The 21,783-nt window shown below is 72.8% G+C and carries 15 protein-coding genes; 11 read left to right on the top strand and 4 right to left on the bottom strand.

What is annotated here, in order from left to right:
• Window positions 1-3 precede the first annotated feature (3 nt).
• Window positions 4-651 (bottom strand): 16S rRNA (cytidine(1402)-2'-O)-methyltransferase, encoded by a 648-nt coding sequence (locus tag Dvina_RS04500; RefSeq protein ID WP_380030377.1) that lies wholly within the window; start codon window positions 649-651, stop codon window positions 4-6.
• Between Dvina_RS04500 and Dvina_RS04495 the strand changes: the two genes are divergently transcribed.
• From Dvina_RS04495 to Dvina_RS04470, 6 genes are all read left to right on the top strand, one after another.
• On the top strand, window positions 645-2,258 hold the full coding sequence (locus Dvina_RS04495; RefSeq protein ID WP_380030375.1) for a dolichyl-phosphate-mannose--protein mannosyltransferase: 1,614 nt from the start codon (window positions 645-647) through the stop codon (window positions 2,256-2,258). The genes Dvina_RS04500 and Dvina_RS04495 overlap by 7 nt on opposite strands.
• A gap of 146 nt (window positions 2,259-2,404) precedes the next feature.
• Window positions 2,405-3,544 carry a PP2C family protein-serine/threonine phosphatase gene (locus Dvina_RS04490; protein ID WP_246656020.1) on the top strand — a complete coding sequence of 380 codons (1,140 nt, stop codon included), beginning with the start codon at window positions 2,405-2,407 and terminating at the stop codon, window positions 3,542-3,544.
• A 24-nt stretch (window positions 3,545-3,568) separates the two neighbouring features.
• Complete coding sequence (locus Dvina_RS04485; RefSeq protein ID WP_246656019.1) at window positions 3,569-4,057, top strand: MarR family winged helix-turn-helix transcriptional regulator; 489 nt, start codon at window positions 3,569-3,571, stop codon at window positions 4,055-4,057.
• Between the two features lie 943 nt (window positions 4,058-5,000).
• Window positions 5,001-7,700, top strand: a complete 2,700-nt coding sequence (locus Dvina_RS55090) for a winged helix-turn-helix domain-containing protein (RefSeq protein ID WP_223101095.1) — start codon at window positions 5,001-5,003, stop codon at window positions 7,698-7,700.
• 79 nt (window positions 7,701-7,779) lie between these two features.
• Window positions 7,780-8,454, top strand: a complete 675-nt coding sequence (locus Dvina_RS04475; protein ID WP_223101094.1) for a PP2C family protein-serine/threonine phosphatase — start codon at window positions 7,780-7,782, stop codon at window positions 8,452-8,454.
• A 395-nt stretch (window positions 8,455-8,849) separates the two neighbouring features.
• Window positions 8,850-9,743 carry a DUF7144 family membrane protein gene (locus Dvina_RS04470; protein WP_223101093.1) on the top strand — a complete coding sequence of 298 codons (894 nt, stop codon included), beginning with the start codon at window positions 8,850-8,852 and terminating at the stop codon, window positions 9,741-9,743.
• 333 nt (window positions 9,744-10,076) lie between these two features.
• Here the strand turns inward: Dvina_RS04470 and Dvina_RS04465 are convergent, their stop codons facing one another.
• Together Dvina_RS04465 and Dvina_RS04460 are read right to left on the bottom strand one after the other, a co-directional pair.
• Window positions 10,077-12,578 carry a winged helix-turn-helix domain-containing protein gene (locus Dvina_RS04465; RefSeq protein ID WP_223101092.1) on the bottom strand — a complete coding sequence of 834 codons (2,502 nt, stop codon included), beginning with the start codon at window positions 12,576-12,578 and terminating at the stop codon, window positions 10,077-10,079.
• Between the two features lie 229 nt (window positions 12,579-12,807).
• Entirely contained in the window at window positions 12,808-13,683 is an 876-nt protein-coding gene (locus Dvina_RS04460) for a formylglycine-generating enzyme family protein (protein WP_223105312.1), read from the bottom strand.
• A gap of 316 nt (window positions 13,684-13,999) precedes the next feature.
• On the opposite strand from Dvina_RS04460, the gene Dvina_RS04455 reads away from it, so the two are divergent.
• On the top strand, window positions 14,000-14,572 hold the full coding sequence (locus tag Dvina_RS04455; RefSeq protein ID WP_223101091.1) for a DUF7144 family membrane protein: 573 nt from the start codon (window positions 14,000-14,002) through the stop codon (window positions 14,570-14,572).
• A gap of 627 nt (window positions 14,573-15,199) precedes the next feature.
• Here Dvina_RS04455 and Dvina_RS04450 read toward each other — a convergent pair.
• Complete coding sequence (locus Dvina_RS04450) at window positions 15,200-15,847, bottom strand: hypothetical protein (RefSeq protein WP_223101090.1); 648 nt, start codon at window positions 15,845-15,847, stop codon at window positions 15,200-15,202.
• Between the two features lie 362 nt (window positions 15,848-16,209).
• On the opposite strand from Dvina_RS04450, the gene Dvina_RS04445 reads away from it, so the two are divergent.
• The 4 genes from Dvina_RS04445 to Dvina_RS04430 all read left to right on the top strand — a co-directional run bounded on the left by Dvina_RS04445 (window position 16,210) and on the right by Dvina_RS04430 (window position 21,770).
• A complete protein-coding gene (locus Dvina_RS04445; protein ID WP_223101089.1) occupies window positions 16,210-18,780 on the top strand; it encodes a winged helix-turn-helix domain-containing protein in 2,571 nt (856 codons plus the stop codon).
• A 51-nt stretch (window positions 18,781-18,831) separates the two neighbouring features.
• On the top strand, window positions 18,832-19,329 hold the full coding sequence (locus tag Dvina_RS04440; protein ID WP_223101088.1) for a hypothetical protein: 498 nt from the start codon (window positions 18,832-18,834) through the stop codon (window positions 19,327-19,329).
• Complete coding sequence (locus Dvina_RS04435) at window positions 19,326-20,165, top strand: hypothetical protein (RefSeq protein ID WP_223101087.1); 840 nt, start codon at window positions 19,326-19,328, stop codon at window positions 20,163-20,165. Before Dvina_RS04440 ends, Dvina_RS04435 begins: the two co-directional genes overlap by 4 nt.
• 66 nt (window positions 20,166-20,231) lie before the next feature.
• A complete protein-coding gene (locus tag Dvina_RS04430; RefSeq protein ID WP_223101086.1) occupies window positions 20,232-21,770 on the top strand; it encodes a hypothetical protein in 1,539 nt (512 codons plus the stop codon).
• Window positions 21,771-21,783 lie beyond the last annotated feature (13 nt).

Raw genomic sequence — 21,783 nt, 5'->3', positions numbered from 1 at the left:
GGCTTACTTGTGTGCGATGACCGCCGCGTAGACCTCGCGCTTGGCCAGCGAGTGCCGCCGGGCCACCTCCAGGGTCGCCCGCTTGCGGTCGGCGCCCCCGGCCACCAGCGCGGCCACCTCGGCCGCCAGCTCCCCGTCGGCCGGCCGGCCGGCGCTCACCGGCGGTGCGCCACCGACGACGAGCACGGCCCCGCCGGACGCGACAGGCGCGATGAGCGCGCCGAGGGTCCCCCGCTGGGCGGTCCGGTCGGCCGCCACCAGGGCCGCGGGCCGGTCCGCGCCGAAGGCCTGAGCGAGCGCCGGCAGGTCCAGCACCTCGGTGAAGATCAGCGTGCGGGGCTCGGCGGCCAGCCGCCCGAGGTCCGCGGCCCCGGACTCCACGCAGAAGCGGTCGCTCGGCAGCCCCGACAGCGCCAGGGCGGTGATCGCGGCACTCGGGCCGGGCACGGCCGTCACCGCCGCCCCGAGATCGACGGCGATGCGCACCGGATCGGGAACGCCGGCGGTCCACATTGCCACCGTGTCCCCCGCGGCCAGCCGGCCGGCCAGGTCGGCGGGCGCCACGACCTCGGCGGCCGCGAGTGTTTCACGCAGGCGGGGGGACGCGTCCCCGGGATTTCCCGGGAAAGCCCCGAGCAGAATCAATGGCACATGTGCGATGGTGGCACCCCGACCCCTACGATCGCCCAATGACCTCGGGTGTGCTGACCCAAGCAAGCGAGCCGGAGACCCCCGCCCCCGCCCCGGTCCAGCCGGTGCGCGCGGTGGCCGACATCGTCCGCCGCCGCCTGGCCCCGGCGCCGAAGGGCGGCCTCAGCTTCTGGCTCGTCGCGGCCCTGATCACGGGGATCGGGCTGCTGCTGCGCCTGGTCAACCTGGCGCATCCGAAGGACGTCATCTTCGACGAGGTCTACTACGCCAACGAGGCGCAGGACCTGCTCCAGCGCGGGGTGGAGTGGAACCCCGAGGACAACACACCGCAGTACGTGGTCCACCCGCCGCTGGGCAAGTGGATGATCGGGCTCGGCGAGCAGCTCTTCGGGTACAACTCCTTCGGCTGGCGCATCTCCGCCGTCACGGTCGGCGCCATCTCGATCCTGCTGATCGTCATCGCGGCCTACAAGCTGTTCCGCTCCACGATCCTCGCGGGCCTGGCCGGCCTGCTGATGTCGCTCGACGGCATGCACTTCGTGCTCTCGCGGGTGGCCCTGCTCGACATCTTCCTGATGTTCTGGATCGTCGTCGCGTTCTTCTTCCTGGTCCTGGACCGCGAGCAGCGCCGGGCCCGCTGGCTGCGACTGCTGGAGAACGGTCTCGAACCGAACCGGCCGGGCGCGCGACCGCGGCTCGGCTTCCCCTGGTACCGACTGCTGTCCGCGATCTCGCTGGGCCTCGCCTGCGGCGTGAAGTGGAGCGGCATCTACTACGTCGCGATCTTCGCCGTGGCCATGGTGGCGTTCGACATGAGCGCCCGGCGCAGCGCCGGCTACAAGCACTGGGTGCGCGAGGGCATCCTCAGCGACGGGTTCGCCTGGTTCGTGGCGACGTTCGCGATCGCCGTCGTCGTGTACATCAACTGCTGGTGGGGCTGGTTCCTCTCGGACGGCGGCTACTTCCGGCACTGGTACGCCGAGAGCAACGGCCTGGCCCACGACCGCTGGTTCGACCCGCTGGTGAACCTGTGGCACTACCACCACGAGGCGTACAACTTCCACGTCACGCTGGAGACGAAGCACCAGTACCAGTCGTGGCCATGGCAGTGGCTGCTGCTCGGCCGCCCGGTCGCGTTCTACTGGGAGCAGTCCGGCACCTGCGGCGCCCCGAGCTGTGCCGCCGAGATCCTCCTGCTGGGCACCCCGCTGCTGTGGTGGTCGTTCCTGCCGGCGCTCATCGCGCTGGGCTGGCTGGCCATCGCCCGCCGCGACGGCCGGGCCTGGCTGATCATGGCCGGCGCCCTGACCGGCATCGTGCCGTGGTTCAACGAGATGCCCGAGCACCGCACGATGTTCTACTTCTACTGCCTGCCGTCCGAGCCGTTCCTGGTGCTGGCCGTGGTCTACGTGCTCGGCGCGATCCTCGGCCCGGCCCGCAAGCTGCGGCCGAACAGCGATCAGCGGCTCATCGGGTCGATAATCGTCGGGTCCTACGTGGTGCTCGTGGCCGCCTGCTTCGCCTATTTCTACCCAATCTACGCAGGCGTGGACATTCCCTACACCAGCTGGTTCGCCCGGATGTGGCTGGGCTCCCGTTGGGTGTAGATCCATCCCGATAGTGGGTATCTGAAGAGCCGAGAGAGCTGCCTTATATTATTTGCCGCACGGCAAGCATAGGCTGGCGAAAGGCTCGCATGTCCGGCGTACTTTCCCTGGATAAGGCACTGCGCACGACTCCACCGGATCGGCTGGTGGAGACCCTCGACGCGTATCTCAGCTCGGCCCACGGCACCAAGCACAGCACGGTGTGGCTGGCCGATTATCGCAGCACGACCTTGGCACCGGCCGGTGCGGACGCGCACGAGAGCGCCGAAGACCTCGGCGACCGGCTCGCATCCGCGATGCGGGCGTTCGCCAGCCAGACGGCCGTGGTGGAGACCCGGGAGGGTCAGGCCCTGGCCCGCCTGCACCTGCCCGTGACCGCCTGGGGCGAGCGGGTCGGCGTGCTGACCGTCGAGCTCGACGCCGACCGGGTGCCTGTCGAACGGCCGCTCCTGCAGGAGCTGGCCGAAAGTTTTGCGGTCGCCCTCACCGCCGCCTATCGCCGCACCGACCGCTTCCACCTGGACCGCCGCCCCACCGGCCGCCTGACCATGGCCGCCGAGCTGCAGTGGGACCTGCTGCCCGCCCGGGCCTACGAGCAGCCGGGCGTGAAGTTCGCCGGGCAGCTGGAGCCGGCGTACGCGGTCGGCGGCGACCACTTCGACTGGTCGATCAACGGCGACTGGCTCACCGTCACCGCGCTCAACGGCATGGGCAACGGCCTGGACGCGGCGCTGCTCACGACGCTCGCCGTGAACGCGATGCGCAACGCCCGCCGGTCGATCGCGGCCGGGCAGAGCCTCCCCGGTGACCTCACCGACCAGGCGGTCCTCGCGGCGGACGCGATCTTCTCGCAGTACGGCGGCGCCCGGCACGTGGCCACGCTGCTCCTCGCGCTCAACACCGTCACCGGCGAGCTGCGCATGATCGACGCCGGGTCTCCCCGGATGCTGCTGGTCCGCAACGGCCAGGTCACGGAGATGGCGCTTGACGCCCAGCTTCCGCTGGGAATGTTCGGAGACACCCGCTACGTGGAGGAACGCACCACGTTGAACCCAGGCGATCGGCTCTTCGTAGTGAGTGACGGGGTGCATTCGGCCGCCAAGCCGAACGAGGCGACGTTCGGTGAGCGGGAGTTGAGCCGTGCCATACGATCGACGCGGTTGCAGCCTCCAGCCGAGGCGATCAGCAGCGTCATGCGGAAGCTCCGCGAGTACCATGCGGGTGCCGAGCTCGCGGACGACGCACTGATCGTCTGCTTGGACTGGTCGCCTCGAGCCGACCCGTGACCGCCGCAAGACACGGAGGACAACGTGCGGAGCCGACCCTCACCGCACCTGGCGGCCCCTGACGAGCTGACCAGGGCCGCCGCCCTGGCGGACGCCGCGAGCCAGGCACTGGTCCTGGCCACCAGCGCGGCCAACGACAACTCCGGCGTGTCCGCCGCCCAGCTGCGCGTGCTCGGCGTCGTCGATCAGGCGGGGTCGGTCAACCTGACCCAGCTCGCCGTCGCCCTCCACACCGCGCCGTCCTCGGCCAGCCGCCTGTGCGACCGCCTGGAGGCCGCCGACCTGCTGCGCCGCACGGCCGACGAGCGCGACCGGCGCGAGGTGTGGCTGGTCCTCACCCCGACCGCCCGCCGCCTCCTCGACGGCCTCGGCCGGCAGCGCCAGGAGACGATCGCGGCGGTGCTGCGCCGGATGCCGCCCGATGACCGCGCGGCCCTGCTGCAGGGGTTGTCGGCGTTCGCCCGCGCGTCCGGCGTCCCGGTAGCCGAGGAAGACGCCGCCCAGGCGAGCTGAACCTTTACGCCCGTTCCGGCCGTTGCCTGTATTCGCACGCCCTATTTCATCTGCGGCGTGCGAAATTTCAGCCGGGAATTCTTTCGGGTCGCGGTGAAAGAGGCTCGGGCGAAGCTCCGAGCCGGCTTCCGGTCATGTGACGAAATGTCAGGCGACCCCGGCTCCGACCTTTCGGCCTCATACCCCTAAAAGCGGATATGCCCGATTCGTCGACCACTTTCGTGGGCCTGTCGCCGAGCGGCCGTATTGCACCGCTGCAACATTGACGTTCGTCACGACCCTGCCCGAGTGACCGTTTCGCGGTGATACGCACCTTGTTCAAATGTGCAAATTGCAGATTGGCATGCGGTTGAGCAAGTAGATCTTAATCTATGAGGAGTTTCACTGATGACAGCGATGTAATTATGAGAAAGACCGGGGACACGTGCCGGTCAGTACCGGAAATGATCCACGCCACCCTCAGTAGATCCCATGGCGACACGCCGTCGGCCTCCGCAGTCGCCTTGATCGCGCCTGTGGGCCGTAGCCGACGCGCCGCCCTTCGAACTGCGCCGAGCGGACAGCACTCCTGCGCATTGCCGGCCGAATTACCCTGCGTAGCGAAACCGGCCACTGGCCAAGAAGCACGCTTTGCAAAACCGGGCAAAAGTCTCGAATCACCCACGCATCCGCATACTCGCCGTTCACTACACGAGACCAGAGATAGATGCTCGTCTATTAGAACAGTCCGAAAATACGGGAAATGGGGGCCGCTCCACGCCTCTACGAATCGACGCTCTTGAATGAAGTACTCCACGAAACGGGCTCCGAGTCCTAAGGTGTTCGACGTCGGATCGCGATCAATCACGCACGGGAAAGGTGCCAGTCCGGGGCACGTCGTAGACCCGCGTCTTCGGGAGTGACGGTGCATACGAGCCACCACGGTGAGACCACGCTGGACAGATTGGCGCACAACGACGCCGCCGAGCGCTTCCTCGGCTCGCCCGTCTGGGCCGCCGGGAGCCGGGCCCCCGAGGTGCGCCCGGCCCTGGAGACGGGTCCGTCGCGCGAGCCGGGTGCGGCCGGGCTCGGGTCCGATCCGGAGCAGAGCGGCCTGCCCGCGGTACACCTGCGGCGCGAACGGCTCCTCGAGCACCTCGACGCCGCGGTGGATCACCCGGTCACCCTCGTGTGCGCGCCGACGGGCTGGGGCAAGACCGTGCTCGCCGCGTCGTGGATCCGGGCCGGCCGGGCGCCGGGGCGCACCGCGTACGTGCGGTTCGAGCCCAACTGCGGCGCGGCCGCCTGGCGCCAGCTCGCCGCCGCGCTGCACACCGCCGGCATCGCGCTGGACCCGGCCACCTACGCGTGGACCGGCGCCCGGCTCCCGGAGCGGGCCGCAGTGGTGCTGGACGACCTGCACAACGTCACCAACCGCACCGTGCTGCGCCGGATCGAGCGGCTGATGACCCGGCTCGGGGACCGGATCGGCTTCCTGCTGCTGGCCCGCAGCGAGCCGCCCCTGTCGCTGTACCGCTGGCGGGTCCGTGGTCAGCTCACCGAGCTGCGCGCCGATCACCTCGCGTTCACCCAAGCCGAGATCGACGGGCTGGCCGAGCGCTTCGAGGTGCGGCTGCCCCGGCACTTCCGGCACTCCCTGTGGCACGTGACCGAGGGCTGGCCGGCCGCGGCCGCGGTGGCGCTCTCGGCGATGGTCGGCCGGCACGAGCCCGAGCGGATCGTCACCGACCTGGTCGCCGGGGAGGCCGGGCTGACCGAGCAGGTCGGGCTGACCGAGTACATGCAGCGTGAGATCCTGGCCCACCTGGACCCGGACGTGTACGACGTCATGCTCCGCACCTCGATCGTGGAGACGGTCTGCCCGGGCCTGGTCGAGGCGATCACCGGCAGCCGCACCGCCACCCGCCAGCTGGCCCAGGCCAGCCGAGCCAACGCGCTCGCCACGTTCTACGGCGGCTCGCACTCGTGGTACCGCTACCGCCGCCTGCTGCGCTCGGTCCTGCGCGCCGAGGTCCGCACCACGCTGGCCGCCGAGGAGCACGGCCTGCACCGGGCGGCGGCCGGCTGGTACGCCGCGAACGGGCTGCCCGGCGACGCGCTCGTGCACGCCGCCCTTGGCGCCGACTGGGTGAGCGCGGAGCGATTATTTCTCCAGTACTGGCCGGAGCTCTGCGGGTCGGGACCGCGCGGGATGGCGCTGCGGACCGGCCCGCAGCCGCCCGAGGACATCGCCGAGCGCCCCATCCTCGCGTTCGCGCTGGCGATCTGCTGCCGCGACGTCGGTGACCCGGCCGGCATGTCGGCGTTCATCCGCCTCGGCGCGCGCGCCCCGGCCGAGGCGGAGGCGCCGCTGCAGGCCGCGATCCTGGCCGGGATGCGCCTGGCCGAGGCGGTCGCGGCCGAGGACCCGGACCGCGGCGCGGAGGCGGCCACCCGGCTCCTGCACCGCATCGACGAGGCGGCCGGCGAGCACCTGTACGCCGACGCCGCCGACGCCGCCCGCGCCGCCGCCCACCTGGCCCTGACCAGCGCCGCGATCGCGAGCGACGCGCTCGATCGGGCCGACGCCGCCCTGGAGCTCGGCGCGGCGCTGGCCCGCAAGTCCGGCTTCAACCTGCTCATCATCCAGGCCAACCGGCAGCAGGGGATGGTCCACCTGCAGCGGGGCCGGCTGTCGGCCGCCGCGGCCTGCGCCCGCCGGGTGCTCGACGGCAGCCGGGACGCGGGGATCACCGAGTCGCGCACCATCAGCCACGCCCGGCTGCTGCTCGTCGAGGTCTGCCGGCTGCGCGGCCAGCTCGACGAGGCGCGCTTCCACCTGTGCGAGAGCATCACCGCGGAGGTGCCACCCGACCCGCACGGCTGGGTCAGCGGCATCCTCAGCCTCGCCGTGCTGCTGTTCGAGGCGGGTGACTGCAGCGGCTCGGCCGAGACGCTGGACCCGCTGCTCGGCAACCGGCTCGGCAGCCTGCCCCCGCTGACCGAGGTCACCGCCCGGGTCCTGCACGCCGACCTGTGCCTGGCCGAGGGCCGTGCGGAGAAGGCGCTGACGATCCTCGACGAGCTCGACCGGCACTGCCCCGGCCACCCGGCGGTGGCGCTGGCCCGGGCCCGGATCGCCCTGGCCGAGGACCGTCCGGAGATGGCCGCCGGTGCGCTGCGCAGCCTGCTCACCACGCCGTCGTCCTCACTGGTGGCCGGGGTGGCGGCCGGGGTACTGCTGGCCCAGGCGCTGTACCGCCTGGGCGACACGACCGGCGCGACCGAGCAGATCGAGCTGGCGCTGCGGCTGGCCGCGTCCGAGGGGGTCCGGCTGCCGTTCCTCGGCAACGGTCCCTGGATCGCGCGGCTCCTGGAGGCCCCGCGCCCGCCCGCCCCGATCGTGCGCGTGGAGCCCGAGCCGGCGGAGCCGGTCCAGCACATGTTCGCGGTGGCCGCCGAGCAGATGGCCGACCCGCTCACCGAACGGGAGACATTGGTGCTGCAGTACCTGCGCAGCATGCTGTCGATCGCCGAGATCGCGGCCGTCCTGAGCGTCTCGGCCAACACCGTGAAGACCCACGTCCGGCACGTGTACCGCAAGCTGGGGGTGAGCCGCCGCCGCGACGCCGTCCGACGAGGTCGCGAACTCAGTCTCATCTAGGGCCGTCCCGCCGTTGCGGCGCTTCCTCACCCGGTGCGGGCGAGTCGCCCGGCGCCATGGCGGGGACACGATAACCGGCATGGCTATGGGTTTGCGGGAGCAGGTCAACGGCGTGCGGGTGGGCGTGCGGTACGCGGTCGCGGCGCACTCCGGGCCCGTCGGCGGGGACTGGTACCTCAGCACGGCCCTGCCCGGGGGCGACGTGATGCTGGCGGTCGGCGACGTCATGGGCCACGGGCGCACCGCCGCCGCCACGATGGTGCGCCTGCGGGCCGCGATGACCCACCTGGCGCTGGCCGGGGACGAGCCGGGCGCCATCCTGGCCGCGCTCAACCGGATGCTCTGCCGCCGCTCGGCGACCACTCTCGCGACCGCCGTGTGCGGCCGGTTCCGCCCGGCCGACCACTCACTTACCTGGTCGCGGGCCGGCCACCTGCCGATCCTGTGGGCCACCGCGGCCGGCGTGACAGCGCTCGACCAGCCCTACGGCATGGCCCTCGGCGTCGACCCGGCCGCCCGCTACGCCACCGCGGATGTCGTCGTCGGCCCGGGCGACCTGCTGCTGATGTACACCGACGGCGTGGTCGAGCGCCGCGACCGCGCGATCGACCAGGGCGTGCAGGGCCTCGCCGACGACGTGCGCACGGCCATGCGCGCGGCGGCGCCGGGCGACCGGCTGCGCACCGCCCTGGACTGCGCCCGCCACGACAACCCCGAGGACGACGCCTGCCTGCTGGCCGCCGAGCCGGTGTGAAGCCGGCCGTCCGGCACCCGGCCCGGTGCTTCACCCACCGCGGGTGATCCGCAGTCACCCGGTGCGCCCGAATCCTGTCCTCAGGCACGACACGTTGCCGACTGAGGCAGGCGCCGAGGTCCGGGAGCGGGGAGGCCGGGGGGTCCACCCACATCCGCGGGAGGGATTAACCGGCGCCCCGCGACCGGCGCGGAGGGGTCTGCGCCGGTGTCCGGCCGCGCGGGCGGCGGGGCCGGACACCACGTAGTCGGGCCTGTTCCGGGGGGAACACAGGAACACGGGGGATATAGGCCGTGCCGGTCTCGGTTTGTCGACCGGGACCGGCACGGCCTCACCCGTGTTGGCCGCCCATTTCGACAGCGACCGCCATTTGTGATCAGGGAGAAGACAGGCGCATGCGGGTGAAGGAATTTCGGACGTTCGGCACATCACTGCTCACGCTGCTGGGCGCGCTGAACGTCGCACAGGGGCTGCTGGTGGCCTATGCGGGCGACAGCGTCGGGTTCGACCGCAACGACGTGGCGTTCACCAGCGCCGGCACCTGGGCCGTGGCCACGGCGACGCTGGGTGCGCTGCTCGTCGCGGCCGGGCTGGCCCTGCGCGCCGGGCGCCCGAGCGCCAAGACCGTGGCCGTCGCCGTCGTGGCCCTGCACGCGATCTCGCAGCTGGCCATGCTGCGGGCCTACCCCGCGTGGTCGCTGCTGATGGTCACCCTCGACGTCATCATCCTGTTCATTTTGACGGTACCGCGCGGCAGCGTCGCCGCACCCGAGGACGTCGCCGCGCCCAAGCCGGCCCGCCCGGCTCCCACGGCCAAGCTGACGCTGCGGCGCAACAGCCGCTCGGACGCGTACCACGGCCGGCACAAGGCCGGCGGCCGCCCGCACGTCCGCCACAGCGTCTCCCGCGACGACATCATCACCATCGACCTGCTCCCGCCCGCCGTCGTGGGCGCCTCCCTGGAGGACACGGTCGTCGTCACCGCCTCCGTCGGCGCCCCGGTGATCGCCCCGCCGGTCGAGGAGACCGTGGAGGCCGAGCTGGTCGGCGACTCCCCGACCGTCTGGGTCCGCGCCGTGGGCCAGGCCGCCGTCACGGCGGATGTCCACGTCCTGGCGGATGTCCACGTCCCGGTCCAGCGCTCGTCCCTGGAGTCACTGGACCCGCTCATCGACCCGCTCCCCATGGTCCTGGCCGAGGAGGCCGCCCTGGCCGCCCGCACGGTCGACGAGGAGGCCGAGGAGCTGGCCGCGATCGGCGCCCGCCCGTACGTGCACGCCAACCGCTAGACCGCCCACCCCGCCCGAAGCGGCGGCGGCCCCCCTCACCAGGGGAGCCGCCGCCGCTTCTCGCTTGCCACCACCCGCCACCGGCCGTACCGGCGCCCGCCTCTCGCAGCCCGCCCGATGCGCGGCCGCCGCGGACGGACACCATCACGGCACCGCCACGCCTCCCAGCACCACGGCCGGCCCACGCCCGGCTGCGGCGTTGCGGCCGCAGGGCCGCCGCACCCATCCGGGCGGTCGAGCGGAAGCGCGCGGACCCGGGACGCCCGGCTTCACGGCACCAAAAAGCCGCCCCGCCAACCGATGGACGGTGGCGGGGCGGCGTTGGTGGACCGGTCAGAGGAGGTTCAGTTCGCGCGCCCGTTCGATCACCTCCCGCCGGCGGCCGACACCGAGCTTGCGGTAGATGTTCTTCATGTGCGTCTTCACGGTGTTGACGGAGACGTAGAGCATCGAGGCGATCTCCCCCGCCGAGAGCGTGCCCTGCAGGTAGCGCAGCACCGCCAGCTCGCGCTCGGTCAGCGGCTCGGCCAGCTCACCCGCCGCGGCCGGGGCGCGGCCGAAGCCGGTCAGCTCCTGGGCGATGTCCTCGGCCAGGGTGCGGTATCCGCTGCCGGCCGGGAGGTACGTGACCAGGAGCTCCCGCACCGGCTGCCCACCGGCGACGAAGGGCCAGCGGATCTGCTCGTCGTCGGCGTGGCGCAGGGCCTGCTCCAGGGCGCGGCCGGCCTTGGAGCGGTCGCCCAGGGCCCGCAGCGCGCGGGCGCTCGTCAGGTTGGCGTCGACCGTCCACACGAGCGAGCCCGTGGTCGGCTCCAGGTATGGCTGGACCGCCCCCAGCGCCGCCGCCGGACGGCGTTCGGCCAGATGAGACTTGGCCCGCACCACGCCGAGCCAGGGCGCGAGCATCTCGACGGGGTCCAGCACGAGCAGTCGCTTGGCCGCCTCGGTGTCGCCCGCGGCCAGCCGCAGCTCGGCCTCGGCCAGCGTCACGCAATGCTGCATTCTCGGTGTGTACCGCCAGTCCGCCAGCTGCCGCCGAATCGCCGACAGCTCCGTGCACGCCGCGCGGGCGTCGCCGGCGGCCGCGCGGATGTGGGCCCGGGTCATCGTCGCCACCGCGACCAGGGCCGGGTCGGCGACGCCACCGCCGTCCAGGGCGCGGTCCAGGTAGTGCTCGGCCGCGGCGACCCGGGCCTGCAGGTAGCAGACCTCGGCCACGGTGAGCTGGGCCCAGACCACGTCGCTGCCCTGCGCCCGGCCCTCGCGGTCGGCCAGGGCGAGCGTCTCCTTGCCGTAGCGCAGGGCCGCGGTGAGCCGGCCCCGGGCCGCGTTGAGCTGCGCGAGCTGGCGCAGCGCGGCCAGCTGGGACTGCACCGCACCGCCCCGGCGGGCCAGACTGAGGCCCTCCTGCAGGGCGAGCTCGGCGGCGCCCAGGTCGCCCTGGATGAGCCGCGCTCCCCCGACCGCCACCAGGGCCAGCGCGCGCATCCGCGCCGTGTCCTGGTCGTCGAGGCCCATGTCGTCCCTCAGGAGCAGTGGCGCCGTTGCGAGTACCAGATCCGGCTTCTGGCTCTGATGCGCCTCGGCCATCCGAAAGCTGTCGACGATCGGGCGCAGTGCGGCCCGCGCCGAGTCCACGAGCGTGTGCTGGGACCGGTCGACGAGGTGCAGGAACGTCTCCGTGCCCTGCGGGTCGCTCGCGTCGAGGCGCTCGGCCGCGAAGGCCAGGGCCAGCGTCGGGTCGTTGCGGACCTCCTGCGGGGGCGGCGGCACCAGCTCCTTGATCGTGCGCATCCGCGCCCCGGGCACCAGCTCCTGCCAGCTCGCGGCCAGCAGCTCCGACGCCTGGCTCCAGTTGCGCGCGGCCAGCGCGTGGCGCAGCGCGTCGGCCGGCTGATCGTGCGCGGCGAACCAGTCGGCGGCCCGCCGGTGCAGCTGGCGCACCTGCTCGGGCCGGCGGTGGCGCAGCTCGTCGTAGAGCATCAGGCCGAAGAGCGGGTGGCAGCGGTACATTCCGGCGTTGCCGCTGCCCTGCACCACGAAGAGGTTCGAGTGCTCGAGCTGGGCCAGGATGCGGGCGCCGTCGACCCGGCCGGTGAGCGCCTCCACGAGCTCGGCGCTGACCTGGTCGAGGACCGACGTGCACAGGACGACTTCGCGGACGTCCTCCGGCAGCGTGTCGAAGACCTCGCCGACGAGGTACTCCCCCAACGCCCGATCCTGCAGCGCGAAGCGCGGCACGAGGCTGTCCGGCTCGGGGTGCCCCTGCACCGCCAGCGCGGCGAGCCGCAGCCCGGCCGCCCACCCCTTCATCACCGCGTGGAGCTCGACGAGCGCCGACTCGGCCAGGCGCACCCCGTGCGCGCCGAGCATCTGCGCGGTCTCGTCCAGGGTGAAGCCGAGCGGCCCGGAGCGCAGTTCGCTCAGCGCGCCGCGGATCCGGAACCTGTACAGCGTGAGCGCCGGATCGGTCCGGCAGGCGATCACGAGACGCAGGCGGTCGCCCGCCTGGGAAAGCAGCGTCTCGAGCTCGCCCCACACCCGGGGCACCGACAGCTCCTGCAGATCGTCCAGGACCAGCACCACCGGTGGTCCGGCCCGGCGCAGCACGGTGATGAGCGCCTCGAGGGCCTCACCCTCCTCGGCCTCCGGCTCCTCACCGGTCGCCTGCCTGACGGCGTCGAGCACGTGCTCCCAAAAGCGTGGGCCGTGGTGTGCCTCGACCGTCAACCACGCCAACGGCCAGGGCACCCGCCCGGCCGCCACCCACTCGGCCAGCAGGGTGGTCTTGCCCCACCCCGCCGGAGCGGAAATCAATGTCAATGGTCCCGCCACGGCGCGATCCAATGCGTCGAGCAGACGCGGTCGCGGTACGTGATAGCGGGGCGGCTCAGGCACTGCGAAGTGCAGTGCGGGACGGGTGATGGTGTCAACGAGCGTTTTCTGCCCCAACGTATTTCGCCCCCTCCCACCCACCGCAGCACGGCGGATGACCACGGGATTGTGGGGCGACAAAAGGTGATGCCGCCTCACCCGTAGGGGGTGAACAAAATACGATGCGTTATCACCCCACGTTTTGGGGCGGCCGCCTGACGCACCGGAACCCGACGTGACAACTACCGTTGTCGATCGCCTCGGGCTGGCGGGCCGCGGGCCGGAAGCGGTGGTCGTACCCCTGCGAGCAGAGGTAGGAGCCGCCCTTCACCACCCGGCTGCTCCACACGGTAGCGCCCGGGGGCGAGTCGACGCGGGGATTCTGCGGGATCTCGTCCACGCCCTCGGGTCCGATCTCGCTGAACCGCGCGTTGCCGGAGCGATAGTAGTCCGACGTCCATTCCCAGACGTTCCCGACCACGTCGAACAGTCCGTAGGCGTTGGCCGCGAACGCACCGACCGGGGTGGTGCCGTGCCCGTCCTCGCTGCGGTCGAGCCAGGGGAAGATCCCCTGCCAGACGTTGGCCCGGCCCGGCTCCGGCCGGTCGCCCCAGGGGTACTGCGAGCCCTCCAGCCCGCCGCGCGCCGCGAACTCCCACTCGGCCTCGGTCGGCAGGTCCTTGCCGGCCCACCGCGCGTAGGCGGCGGCGTCCTCGTAGGCGACGTGCACCACCGGATGCGCCGACCGTTTCCGGATGTCCGAGCCGGGCCCGAACGGCTGCCGCCAGGACGCCCCCGGCCGCAGCTCCCACCACACGCGCCAGTCGCGCAGGGGCACCGGCCCCGGCGGCTGCACGAACACCATCGAGCCCGGCGGGCTGCCCGCCTCCTCCCGCTCGGCGACCGTCGCGTACCCGGTCTCCTGCACGAACAGGGCGAACTCCGCGTTCGTCACGGGGTGCGAGTCGATCCAGAAGCCGTCCACGGCAACCTTCTGCACGGGCGCCTCTTCCGGATAGAAGCCCTCGGCACCCATGGCGAAGGTGCCGCCGGGGATCCAGGCCATCTCCACGAGCGCATTGTGCGAACGGCGCCGGGTGACTGGTCCTCACCCGCCCCGGGTGAGGCCGGCCGGGCCCCGGGGCCGCGACCGGCGCGGATGCCCTTCACACGCCGAGGGTGATGCCCGCTCCCCCGCCCCGGCCGAAGGATCGCTGGCAAAGCACACGTCACCGCATGTGCGAGGGAGGGAGGTCGCCTCACGAGTTTCCGCCGGATTGCGGGCCGCGGCGCCTCCTCTCTTGTCCGCCGCGGCCCATCCCGGTGCGAAACGTGCCGCGCCTCCCCCTTCGGACAGCTCGAACGGGAGGAATCACAGGCTCATGGCTGACACCCGTACCGCGAGGATCTGGTCCGGCTGGATCACCTTCGCCGGCATTCTGCTCGCCGTCCTGGGCGCGCTCAACATCCTCGAAGGGCTCGTGGCGCTCCTGGCGAACCAGGTCGCCTTCATCGACGGCGACAGCCTGGTGGTGGTCGACCTGACCGGGCTGGGCATCGTGATGGTCGTCTTCGGCGCCCTGCTGGCCCTGTCCGGCATCGGCCTGCTCCTGCGCAGCCAGGCCGCCCGCATCGCCGCGATCGTCATCGTCGCACTGCACGCGATAGCCCAGATCGCCTGGCTCGGCGCATACCCGCTCTGGTCCCTGCTGATGATCGCCCTCTCGGTGACTGTCATCTTCGCCCTGACCGTCCACTGGCCACCGCGCCCGCCAGTAGCCGAGCCGGCCGCCCCGAACGGCGGCGCCCACCGAGCTGACCGCGACCAGCAGGCCCGCGAGGCCGCCTTCCCCATGAACCAGCCCCGCCCCACCCCGACCCACGTCGCCGAGGACCAGCCTCGTCCGACGCCGGCCGCGGCTCCGACCTCCGGCCCCGGCTCGGTACCCCGCTAGGTCGTATCTCGCGGATCATGCATTGAGGGCTGCCTGACAGCGGCAGCGGCAGGCGGCACGGTCGAGGTCTCGGTGACCGTGCCGCCTGCCCGTCCGCTGCCCTTCCGCTGCCCGTCCGCTGCCCGTCCGCTGCCTGTCCGGCCGGAAGCTGGAAAAGGACGGCGCGGGCCTGGGAGCGCGCCGTCCTTTGCTCAGTGGGCCGCCGGTGCGGCCGCTCCGCGCGGCCCGGTGGGCGGGCGGAGATCGTGGGTGCCGGCCCTTCGCAACGCAACAGACAGATGAGACGGGTGGGCGACCTCCTCCGGATCGGTCGCCCACCCATCTACTCCCGCCGCCCTCGCTGAAGGCCGGCCGGTGCTCAGGACGCGGGTGTGGACACCGCTGACTCCTGGGCCGTTGAGTACCCCCTGCTCAACGGGTTTCACCGGGCGGCCCAGCTGGGTTCGTCGCGCCGGGGACCACCGACGGTGCGACGCCCGCGGCTGGCGGGACACCGGACCGGCCACTGTGGACGGTGCAGCAGTCACCGTCTCGGAGCGGTCCTTGGTGTGTCACGTAAGCGAGTCTGGCCGGGGTCGGAGTGATCCGGCTTCACCCCGGCCGGGTGATCCACCTGTCCGGCCGCCATCACGCGGACGACAGGTCGGCCATTGCCTTCTCGGCCGTTTCGACCTCGGCCAGCAGCTTGGTGTGCTCGGCGATCAGGGCGTCCAGGAGGCGGCGGGTCACCTGGACGCTGTCGGTGCCGACCGCGCGCGTGGTGGCCAGGAGGTTTTCGGCGGCCTCGCGCTGGCGCTGCCGGCGGGCGTCCCACTGGGCGCGCCGGTTGGCCTCGACGCGGGCCTCCTCGGCGCGGCGCTGGGCCAGGGCCGACTGGAAGTCGCGCATCGCGTCCTCGGCGTGCCGGCGGGCGTCGGCCAGCATCGCCTCGGCGCCCGCGCGGGCGGACTCCAGGTCGTGCTGCGCCTCGGCCCGCAGTGCGCCGGCCTCCTCCTCGGCCAGCTCGATGATCCGCTGGATCCGGCCGCCGACGGCCTTCGACGACTCGTCGCCGCAGCGGCACTGCTCCAGCTGCGCGCCGAGGCGCTCGGCCCGGCCGGAGAGCTGCTGCTCGCGGTACCGGGCCGCGGCCAGCTCGGTCTCGGCCGTGGTCAGCCGCATCTGCAGCGTGGCGAGGTACCGATCCACCTGGGCGCGATGATAGCCACGCAGACTCAGCTCGAAACCGTTGCTGGAGCTGGGACTCAGCTCGATCTCCCCGGCTACCGCGCTCATGCTCGCAATCCCCTTCCCTACCCGGGGATTCGCTCACACCCGGGACAATCCGACAGGACGGCGCCCGTCCGAGCGACGGGCGAGCGCGCTAAACGTGCCCACCCCCGTGGTGAGCGCGCGTCATCCGATTCGGGTGAGCCTCCGGCAATCGGCGCGGCGGTCCAATGGTGTCGATGGAATCGTTGCCCCACAAGGGAAATCGCCGCCGTCGGAGGGGGCGGACCACCCGGGCCGGGTGAGGCGCCGCAGCGTGCGCCGATGGTTTGCTCGTCTCGTCTGACCCGGATGAAAGACGAGTGGAAAAAACCGCGCGCCATCCGCGTCGAGAGCACTTGCCGGGAAAGCGATTTCGGGGGGCACGGGTGTCACAAGCGTTGGTACAGCAGGATCGTCGAGGAAGCCAGTCGTCGGTCGCGGTGCCGGACCTGCCGCCGGGCTACGTGCTGCGGGAGCGGGTCGTCGCCCAGCTCGACGCCGCGGTGCGCGCGCCCCTGACGCTGGTCACCGCGCCGGCCGGCTGGGGCAAGACGGCGGCCCTCGTCGCCTGGGCGCGCACGGTGCGCATCGAGGCGGAGCCGCCTGTCGTACGGTGGGTCACCTCGCACGCCGAGGGCGGCGCCGACGTGCCCGGGCAGCTGCTCGGCGCGCTGTCGGAGCCCTCGGACTTCGACGGCAAGCGCGACGGCGACAACCTGCTGCGGGTGGTCGACGCGCTGCAGCGCCCGCACGTGGTGGTTGTCGACGACGTCCGCGAGATCAGTGACCCCGAGGCGCTGACGGAGCTCGAGTCACTGGTCCGCCACGGCACGGGCCGGCTGCGGCTGGTGCTCTCGTGCCGCCGCGATCCGAACCTGCCGCTGTACCGCTGGCGAGTCGACGGCTCCCTGACGGAGATGCGCACAGGCGACCTCTCGCTCACCATCACCGAGACGGCGCAGCTGCTCGCCGCCCACGACGTGGCCCTGCCGAGCGCGACGCTCTACGCGCTGCACTCCGTCACCGAGGGCTGGCCGGCCGGGGTGCGCCTGGCCGCCATGGCCATGCGCGGGCACCCGGAGCCGGAGCGTGTCCTCGACGACGGCGGCCCGTTCAGCAACGCGGTCGGCGACTTCCTCACCGGCGAGGTCATCGACCCGCTGCCGGTCGAGACGCGCCGGCTGCTGCTGGAGACCGCCATCGCGCCGCGCCTCAACGCCGGCCTCGTCGAGGCGATCACGGGCCGCGACGACGGCGCCCGGGTCCTCGCGGAGCTCAAGGGCTCCAACGCATTCCTCACTCGAAACGCCGGACCCGGTGGCTGGTACCGCTTCCACCCGCTCTTCGCCCGCACGCTGCACACCGAGCTGCTGCGGCGCAGTCCGGAGATGGTCGCCGAGCTGCACCGGCGGGCGGCCGCCTGGCACGGCACCTACGGCATCCCGGCCGAGGCGCTGCGCCATGCGCTGCTGGCCGAGGACTGGGGCGGCGCGGTCGACACGCTCGAGCGCGCGTGGCCGGACATCGTGTGCGGGGTGCGCTACGACCGCCCGCACGAGACCGCGCCGCACGCCCCGTCGGCCGAGGAGTCGGCGGACCCGCGGCTGCCGCTCGCCTTCGCGGCCGATCGGCTGCGGGTCGGCGACCTGGAGGGCGCCCGCGACTTCCTGCGGCGCAGCGGCGGGGACCCGCAGGAGCCGATGGTCCGGGCGTTCGCGGCGGCCGAGGCGTGGCTGGGCGGCGACGCCCGCCGCATGCTTGTCGAGGTGTCCGAAATATCGGCAAATAACGATGAATCAAAGGCTTTGACGCTCCTCGATGAGGGTGAGGCCCGGCTCCGCCTCGGCGAGCTCGGCGCGGCCGGCGGCCCGCTGCACGGCGCCCTGGTGCTGGCCCAGCGCGCCGGCATGGCCCAGGCCCAGGTCGCCGCGGCCAGCCGGCTCGCCGTCCTCGAGTCCATGCGGGGCCGGCTGCGGGCCGCGGCCCGCCTCGGCCGGCAGGCCCTGGTCACCGCCGACCGCTTCGGCATCACCGACGCCAACGACCTGGGCTGGGTGCGCATGTCACTGGCCGGCGTCTACGGCGAGTGGGACCGCATCGCGGAGGGCGACCGGCTCCTCGACGAGGCCCTCGACCTGGCCGCCGCCGACCCGGATCTGCTGGTGTCCATCGCGACGGTCCGGGCGCGGCTCCGGCACGGCGCCGGCCGCCTCGCCGCCGCCCTCGAGGTGCTGCACACGGCCCGGCGTGAGCACGGCGGAGCGGCCCTGGCCCCGGCGGTCGAGCGGTCCCTGGCCCTGACCGAGGCCGAGCTGCGCATCGGCGGCGGCGACCTCGGCGCGGCCCGGCGGCTGGTGGCCACCGGCGGCGACCCCGAGGTGTTCCCGGGCTGGGCCGCGTGCGTGGACGCGTCGGCCGCGCTCATCGAGGGCAAGGCCGCGGCCGCGGCGGCGACGGCCGCGCAGTACGCCGCCCCGTCCGTCGACACCGCGCTGACCTGGACCGTGCAGGCGGCCATCCTCACCAGCCTGGCCGGGCGTACCCTCGGCGACCGCAACCGGGTCCTGCGCGGCCTGGAGGTCGCCCTGGACATCGCCGAGGAGGAGAGCTTCCGCCGCCCGTTCCTGGTCGGCGGCCACCAGGTCCGCGACCTCCTGGCCAACTTCGCGCCGCTGCTGCCGGTCTACCACCCGCTCGCCGCGGAGCTCGCGGCCGGCTCCTCGCCTCTCGCGGGCGGCCGCAACGGCGGCGACGCCAACCTGGTCGAGCCGCTGACCGAGCGCGAGCTGACGGTCCTGCGCTACCTGCAGGGCACCATGTCCAACCTGGAGATCGCCTCCACCCTGTACGTCTCCGTCAACACCGTGAAGACGCACGTCAAGAACATCTACCGCAAGCTGCACGCCGGCCGTCGCCGCGAGGCCGTCGAACGCGCCCGGGAACTGCGCCTCCTGTGAGTGGTACGGAGCCTGCGGAGGCGTCGGCATGAGCGGTACGGAGGCGTTGGTATGAGCTCCGGTCCTGTGCGGGTCGTGGAGCCGATGCCGGAGCCGGTGCTGATCCTGCGCTCCGGCTCGCGGCCGGCCCGCGGGGCCGGTACCGCGACCGCCGCCACCCAGCGCTGCGTGTGGGGAGCGTTGGCGGCGGCGGTCGCCTGGCCGGCCCTGTCCGTGTCCGGAGTCGGCCATCCGCAGGTGGCGGCGGTCGCGGTGGGGCTGCTGACCGTGCTGCCGTGGTTGGGGCCGCTGCTCGGCGTGCTCCTGGCCGGGCTGCTCGCGGGGCTGGTGGCGCAGCCGTACGCCCCGCTGTTCGGCCTGGCCGCGGCCGCCCTCGTGACCCTGGCCGCCGCGCCCGCCCAGCACCTGCCGAGCTGGATCGGCCCGCTCTCGGTCCCGGCCCTGTCGGCCGCGGCGGTGTTCGGCGGCGTCGTCTGGGGGGTGCTCGGCGCCCTGATCGCGATCCTCACGGCCGGGATCGCCGCCCGGTATCGGCGGGGCCGGTCGTGATCGATTACCTGCGCGGGTTTCGCGTCGGGGTGCTCCGGCGGGGCGGGAATGCGCTGGAGCGCAGTCTGGCCGCGATCGATGACGAGACCGGGGTCGTCCGGGGCGCCGGACGTACGACCGCGGGGCCTTTCTGGCCCGTCGACGCGTGGGTCCACGCGCTGTACGGCGTCGGTCTGCTCGCGGCGGCCGCAGTGGCGCTCACCATTCACTGGATCGATCCGCCGACGGCCGTGCGGGGACTGCTCGCCATTGCCGCTTCGGCGCTGTTCCTGCTCGTCGGGCTGGCTCTGGTGCGGGCTCCGACCCGGCGGGGCAAGGCGCTGCGGCGATACCTGACCGACCCGCGCGACCGCACCGAGTTCGAGGCGGCCGCGGCCAACGCCGACCGCATCCGGCTCACCTGGCCGGCGCTTGAGCGGATGGCCGAGCCGGCCGACCCGACGCCGACGCTGGAGCGGGCGCTGTGGGACCTGGCCCAGGCCCTGGCCGAGCGCGGTGAGCTGCGGGCCGCGGACCGGGACCTGCGGGCGTCGGTCGGCGAGCCGATCGGGGCCGGCAGCCTGTTCACCGTCGTGACCGATCGACAGGCGGCGATCGCCCGGCGGCTCACCGAGGTCGATGCCGAGATCCGCCGCCGGGCCACCCAGTTGCGCCGCCTCGCCGAGCTGTGCCAGGAGTTCCTCGACCACCGGGCCGCGCAGAGCCGGGCCCGGCTGCGGGTGACGGCGGCCGACGCGCTGCTCGGATCGCTGCGGGCGCGGCCGGAGCCGGACTTGGTGGCGCGCACGGAGGTGGTGCTCGCGGCCTACCGCGAACTGGCCGACGAATACACGTGACGGCGGGTCCGGGCCGGTCAGCGCGGGCCCGACCTGGCCAGACCCGGCGTACGCTACTCTCCCGGGGTGCGGCAGAGGGTGCTGATCGGGGTCGGGTCCGTGGTCGTGGCGGTCGGGCTTTTCCTGGCGTACCTGCGGATGGCCCGCGCGTTTCCCATCAACGGCGACGGCGCCAGCAACGCGTTGCAGGCCTGGGACATGTTCCACGGCAACCCGCTGCTCAAGGGCTGGGCACTCTCCGACGTCTCGTTCTACCCGACGGAGCTGGTGCAGTACGGCATCGTGCAGTGGTTCACCGGCGTCACGGCCGATCAGATCCACGTGACCGCCGCGATCACCTACACGATCATCGTGTTCCTGGCCGCGGCCCTGGCCAAGGGGAAGTCCGCCGGCCTGGAAGCGTGGCTGCGCATCGGCGTGGCGGTGGCGATCCTGCTGCTGCCGGTGCCCGGGACCGGATACCAGACGCTGCTCTCCTCCCCCAACCACACCGGCTCGGCCGTGCCGCTGCTGCTGGCCTGGCTCGTCCTGGACCGGCTCCGGCACCGCGTCTGGACGCCGGTGCTGATCGCCGTGCTGCTGGGCTGGGGCGCGATGGGCGATCCGCTCATCACGTTCGTGGCGGCGGTACCGCTGGCCGTGGTCTGTCTGTATCGGGCGCTGCGCGGCGACCGGGTCTTCGAGCTCTCGCTCGCCGGGGCGGCAGTGGTCTCGGTCGTCATCTCGCGCGGCTTCCGGCACGTCCTGGATGCGCTGGGGGCGTTCGAGTCGCCGCACCCCCCGATCGAGCTGGCCCCGGTCGCCGACTGGCCGCACCGCGCCTGGATGACCGCCCGGATGGTCGGCGTCATCTTCGGCACGCACCGCCCCGGCTGGCACCCCTTCGCCCTCGAACTGTTCCTCTCGGCGCTGCACTTCATCGGTTTCGCCGTGGCGCTCGCCGCCTTTTTCGTGTGTCTGGTACGGGCGGTGCGTGGCACGGCGGACCGGACCGACTCGGTGATCATCGCCGCGATCACGTGCAACCTCGGCGCCGAGATCGTCTCCACCATCTCGGTCGACCTGATGGCGGCCCGCGAGATCGCCCCGGTCCTGCCGATGGCCGCGGCGCTGGCGGCGCGCTTCGCCGGCCCCTGGCTGGCGTCCTCGATGCGGGGGGTGCGCGTCGGCCGTGGCGTCCTGATCGGGGTCCTGGCCGTCTTCGCGCTCACCGTTGTCGTCTACTCGCCGCCCCGGGCCGAGCCCTCGGAGGCCCAGGAGGCCGCCGACTACCTGCGCCAGCGTGGCCTCTCCTACGGCCTCGGCGCCTACTGGGCCTCGAACAACATCACCGTGACCACCGAGAACCGGGTCGTCGTCGCGCCCGTGACCGGCGGGGGTGACGGGCTGGTGCCGTTCTGCTGGCAGTCGAAGACGGAGCAGTACGACGCGGCCGCGCACGACGCCCGGTTCGTCGTCTTCGAGAAGGACCGCCCGTTCTACGGCACGCCGGAGCAGGCCGCGCACATGTGGGGCGCCCCGGTGGAGCGCCACGACGTCGGCAAGTACGCCATCCTGCTGTACGACATCAATCTCCTGCAGGGTTTTCCGCCACACTGCGGTTAGCGTCCCGCCGATA

The organism is Dactylosporangium vinaceum (assembly GCF_019904175.1).
GTDB classification, from domain to species: domain Bacteria; phylum Actinomycetota; class Actinomycetes; order Mycobacteriales; family Micromonosporaceae; genus Dactylosporangium; species Dactylosporangium vinaceum.
This window is presented reverse-complemented; position numbering and strand designations above follow the sequence as displayed.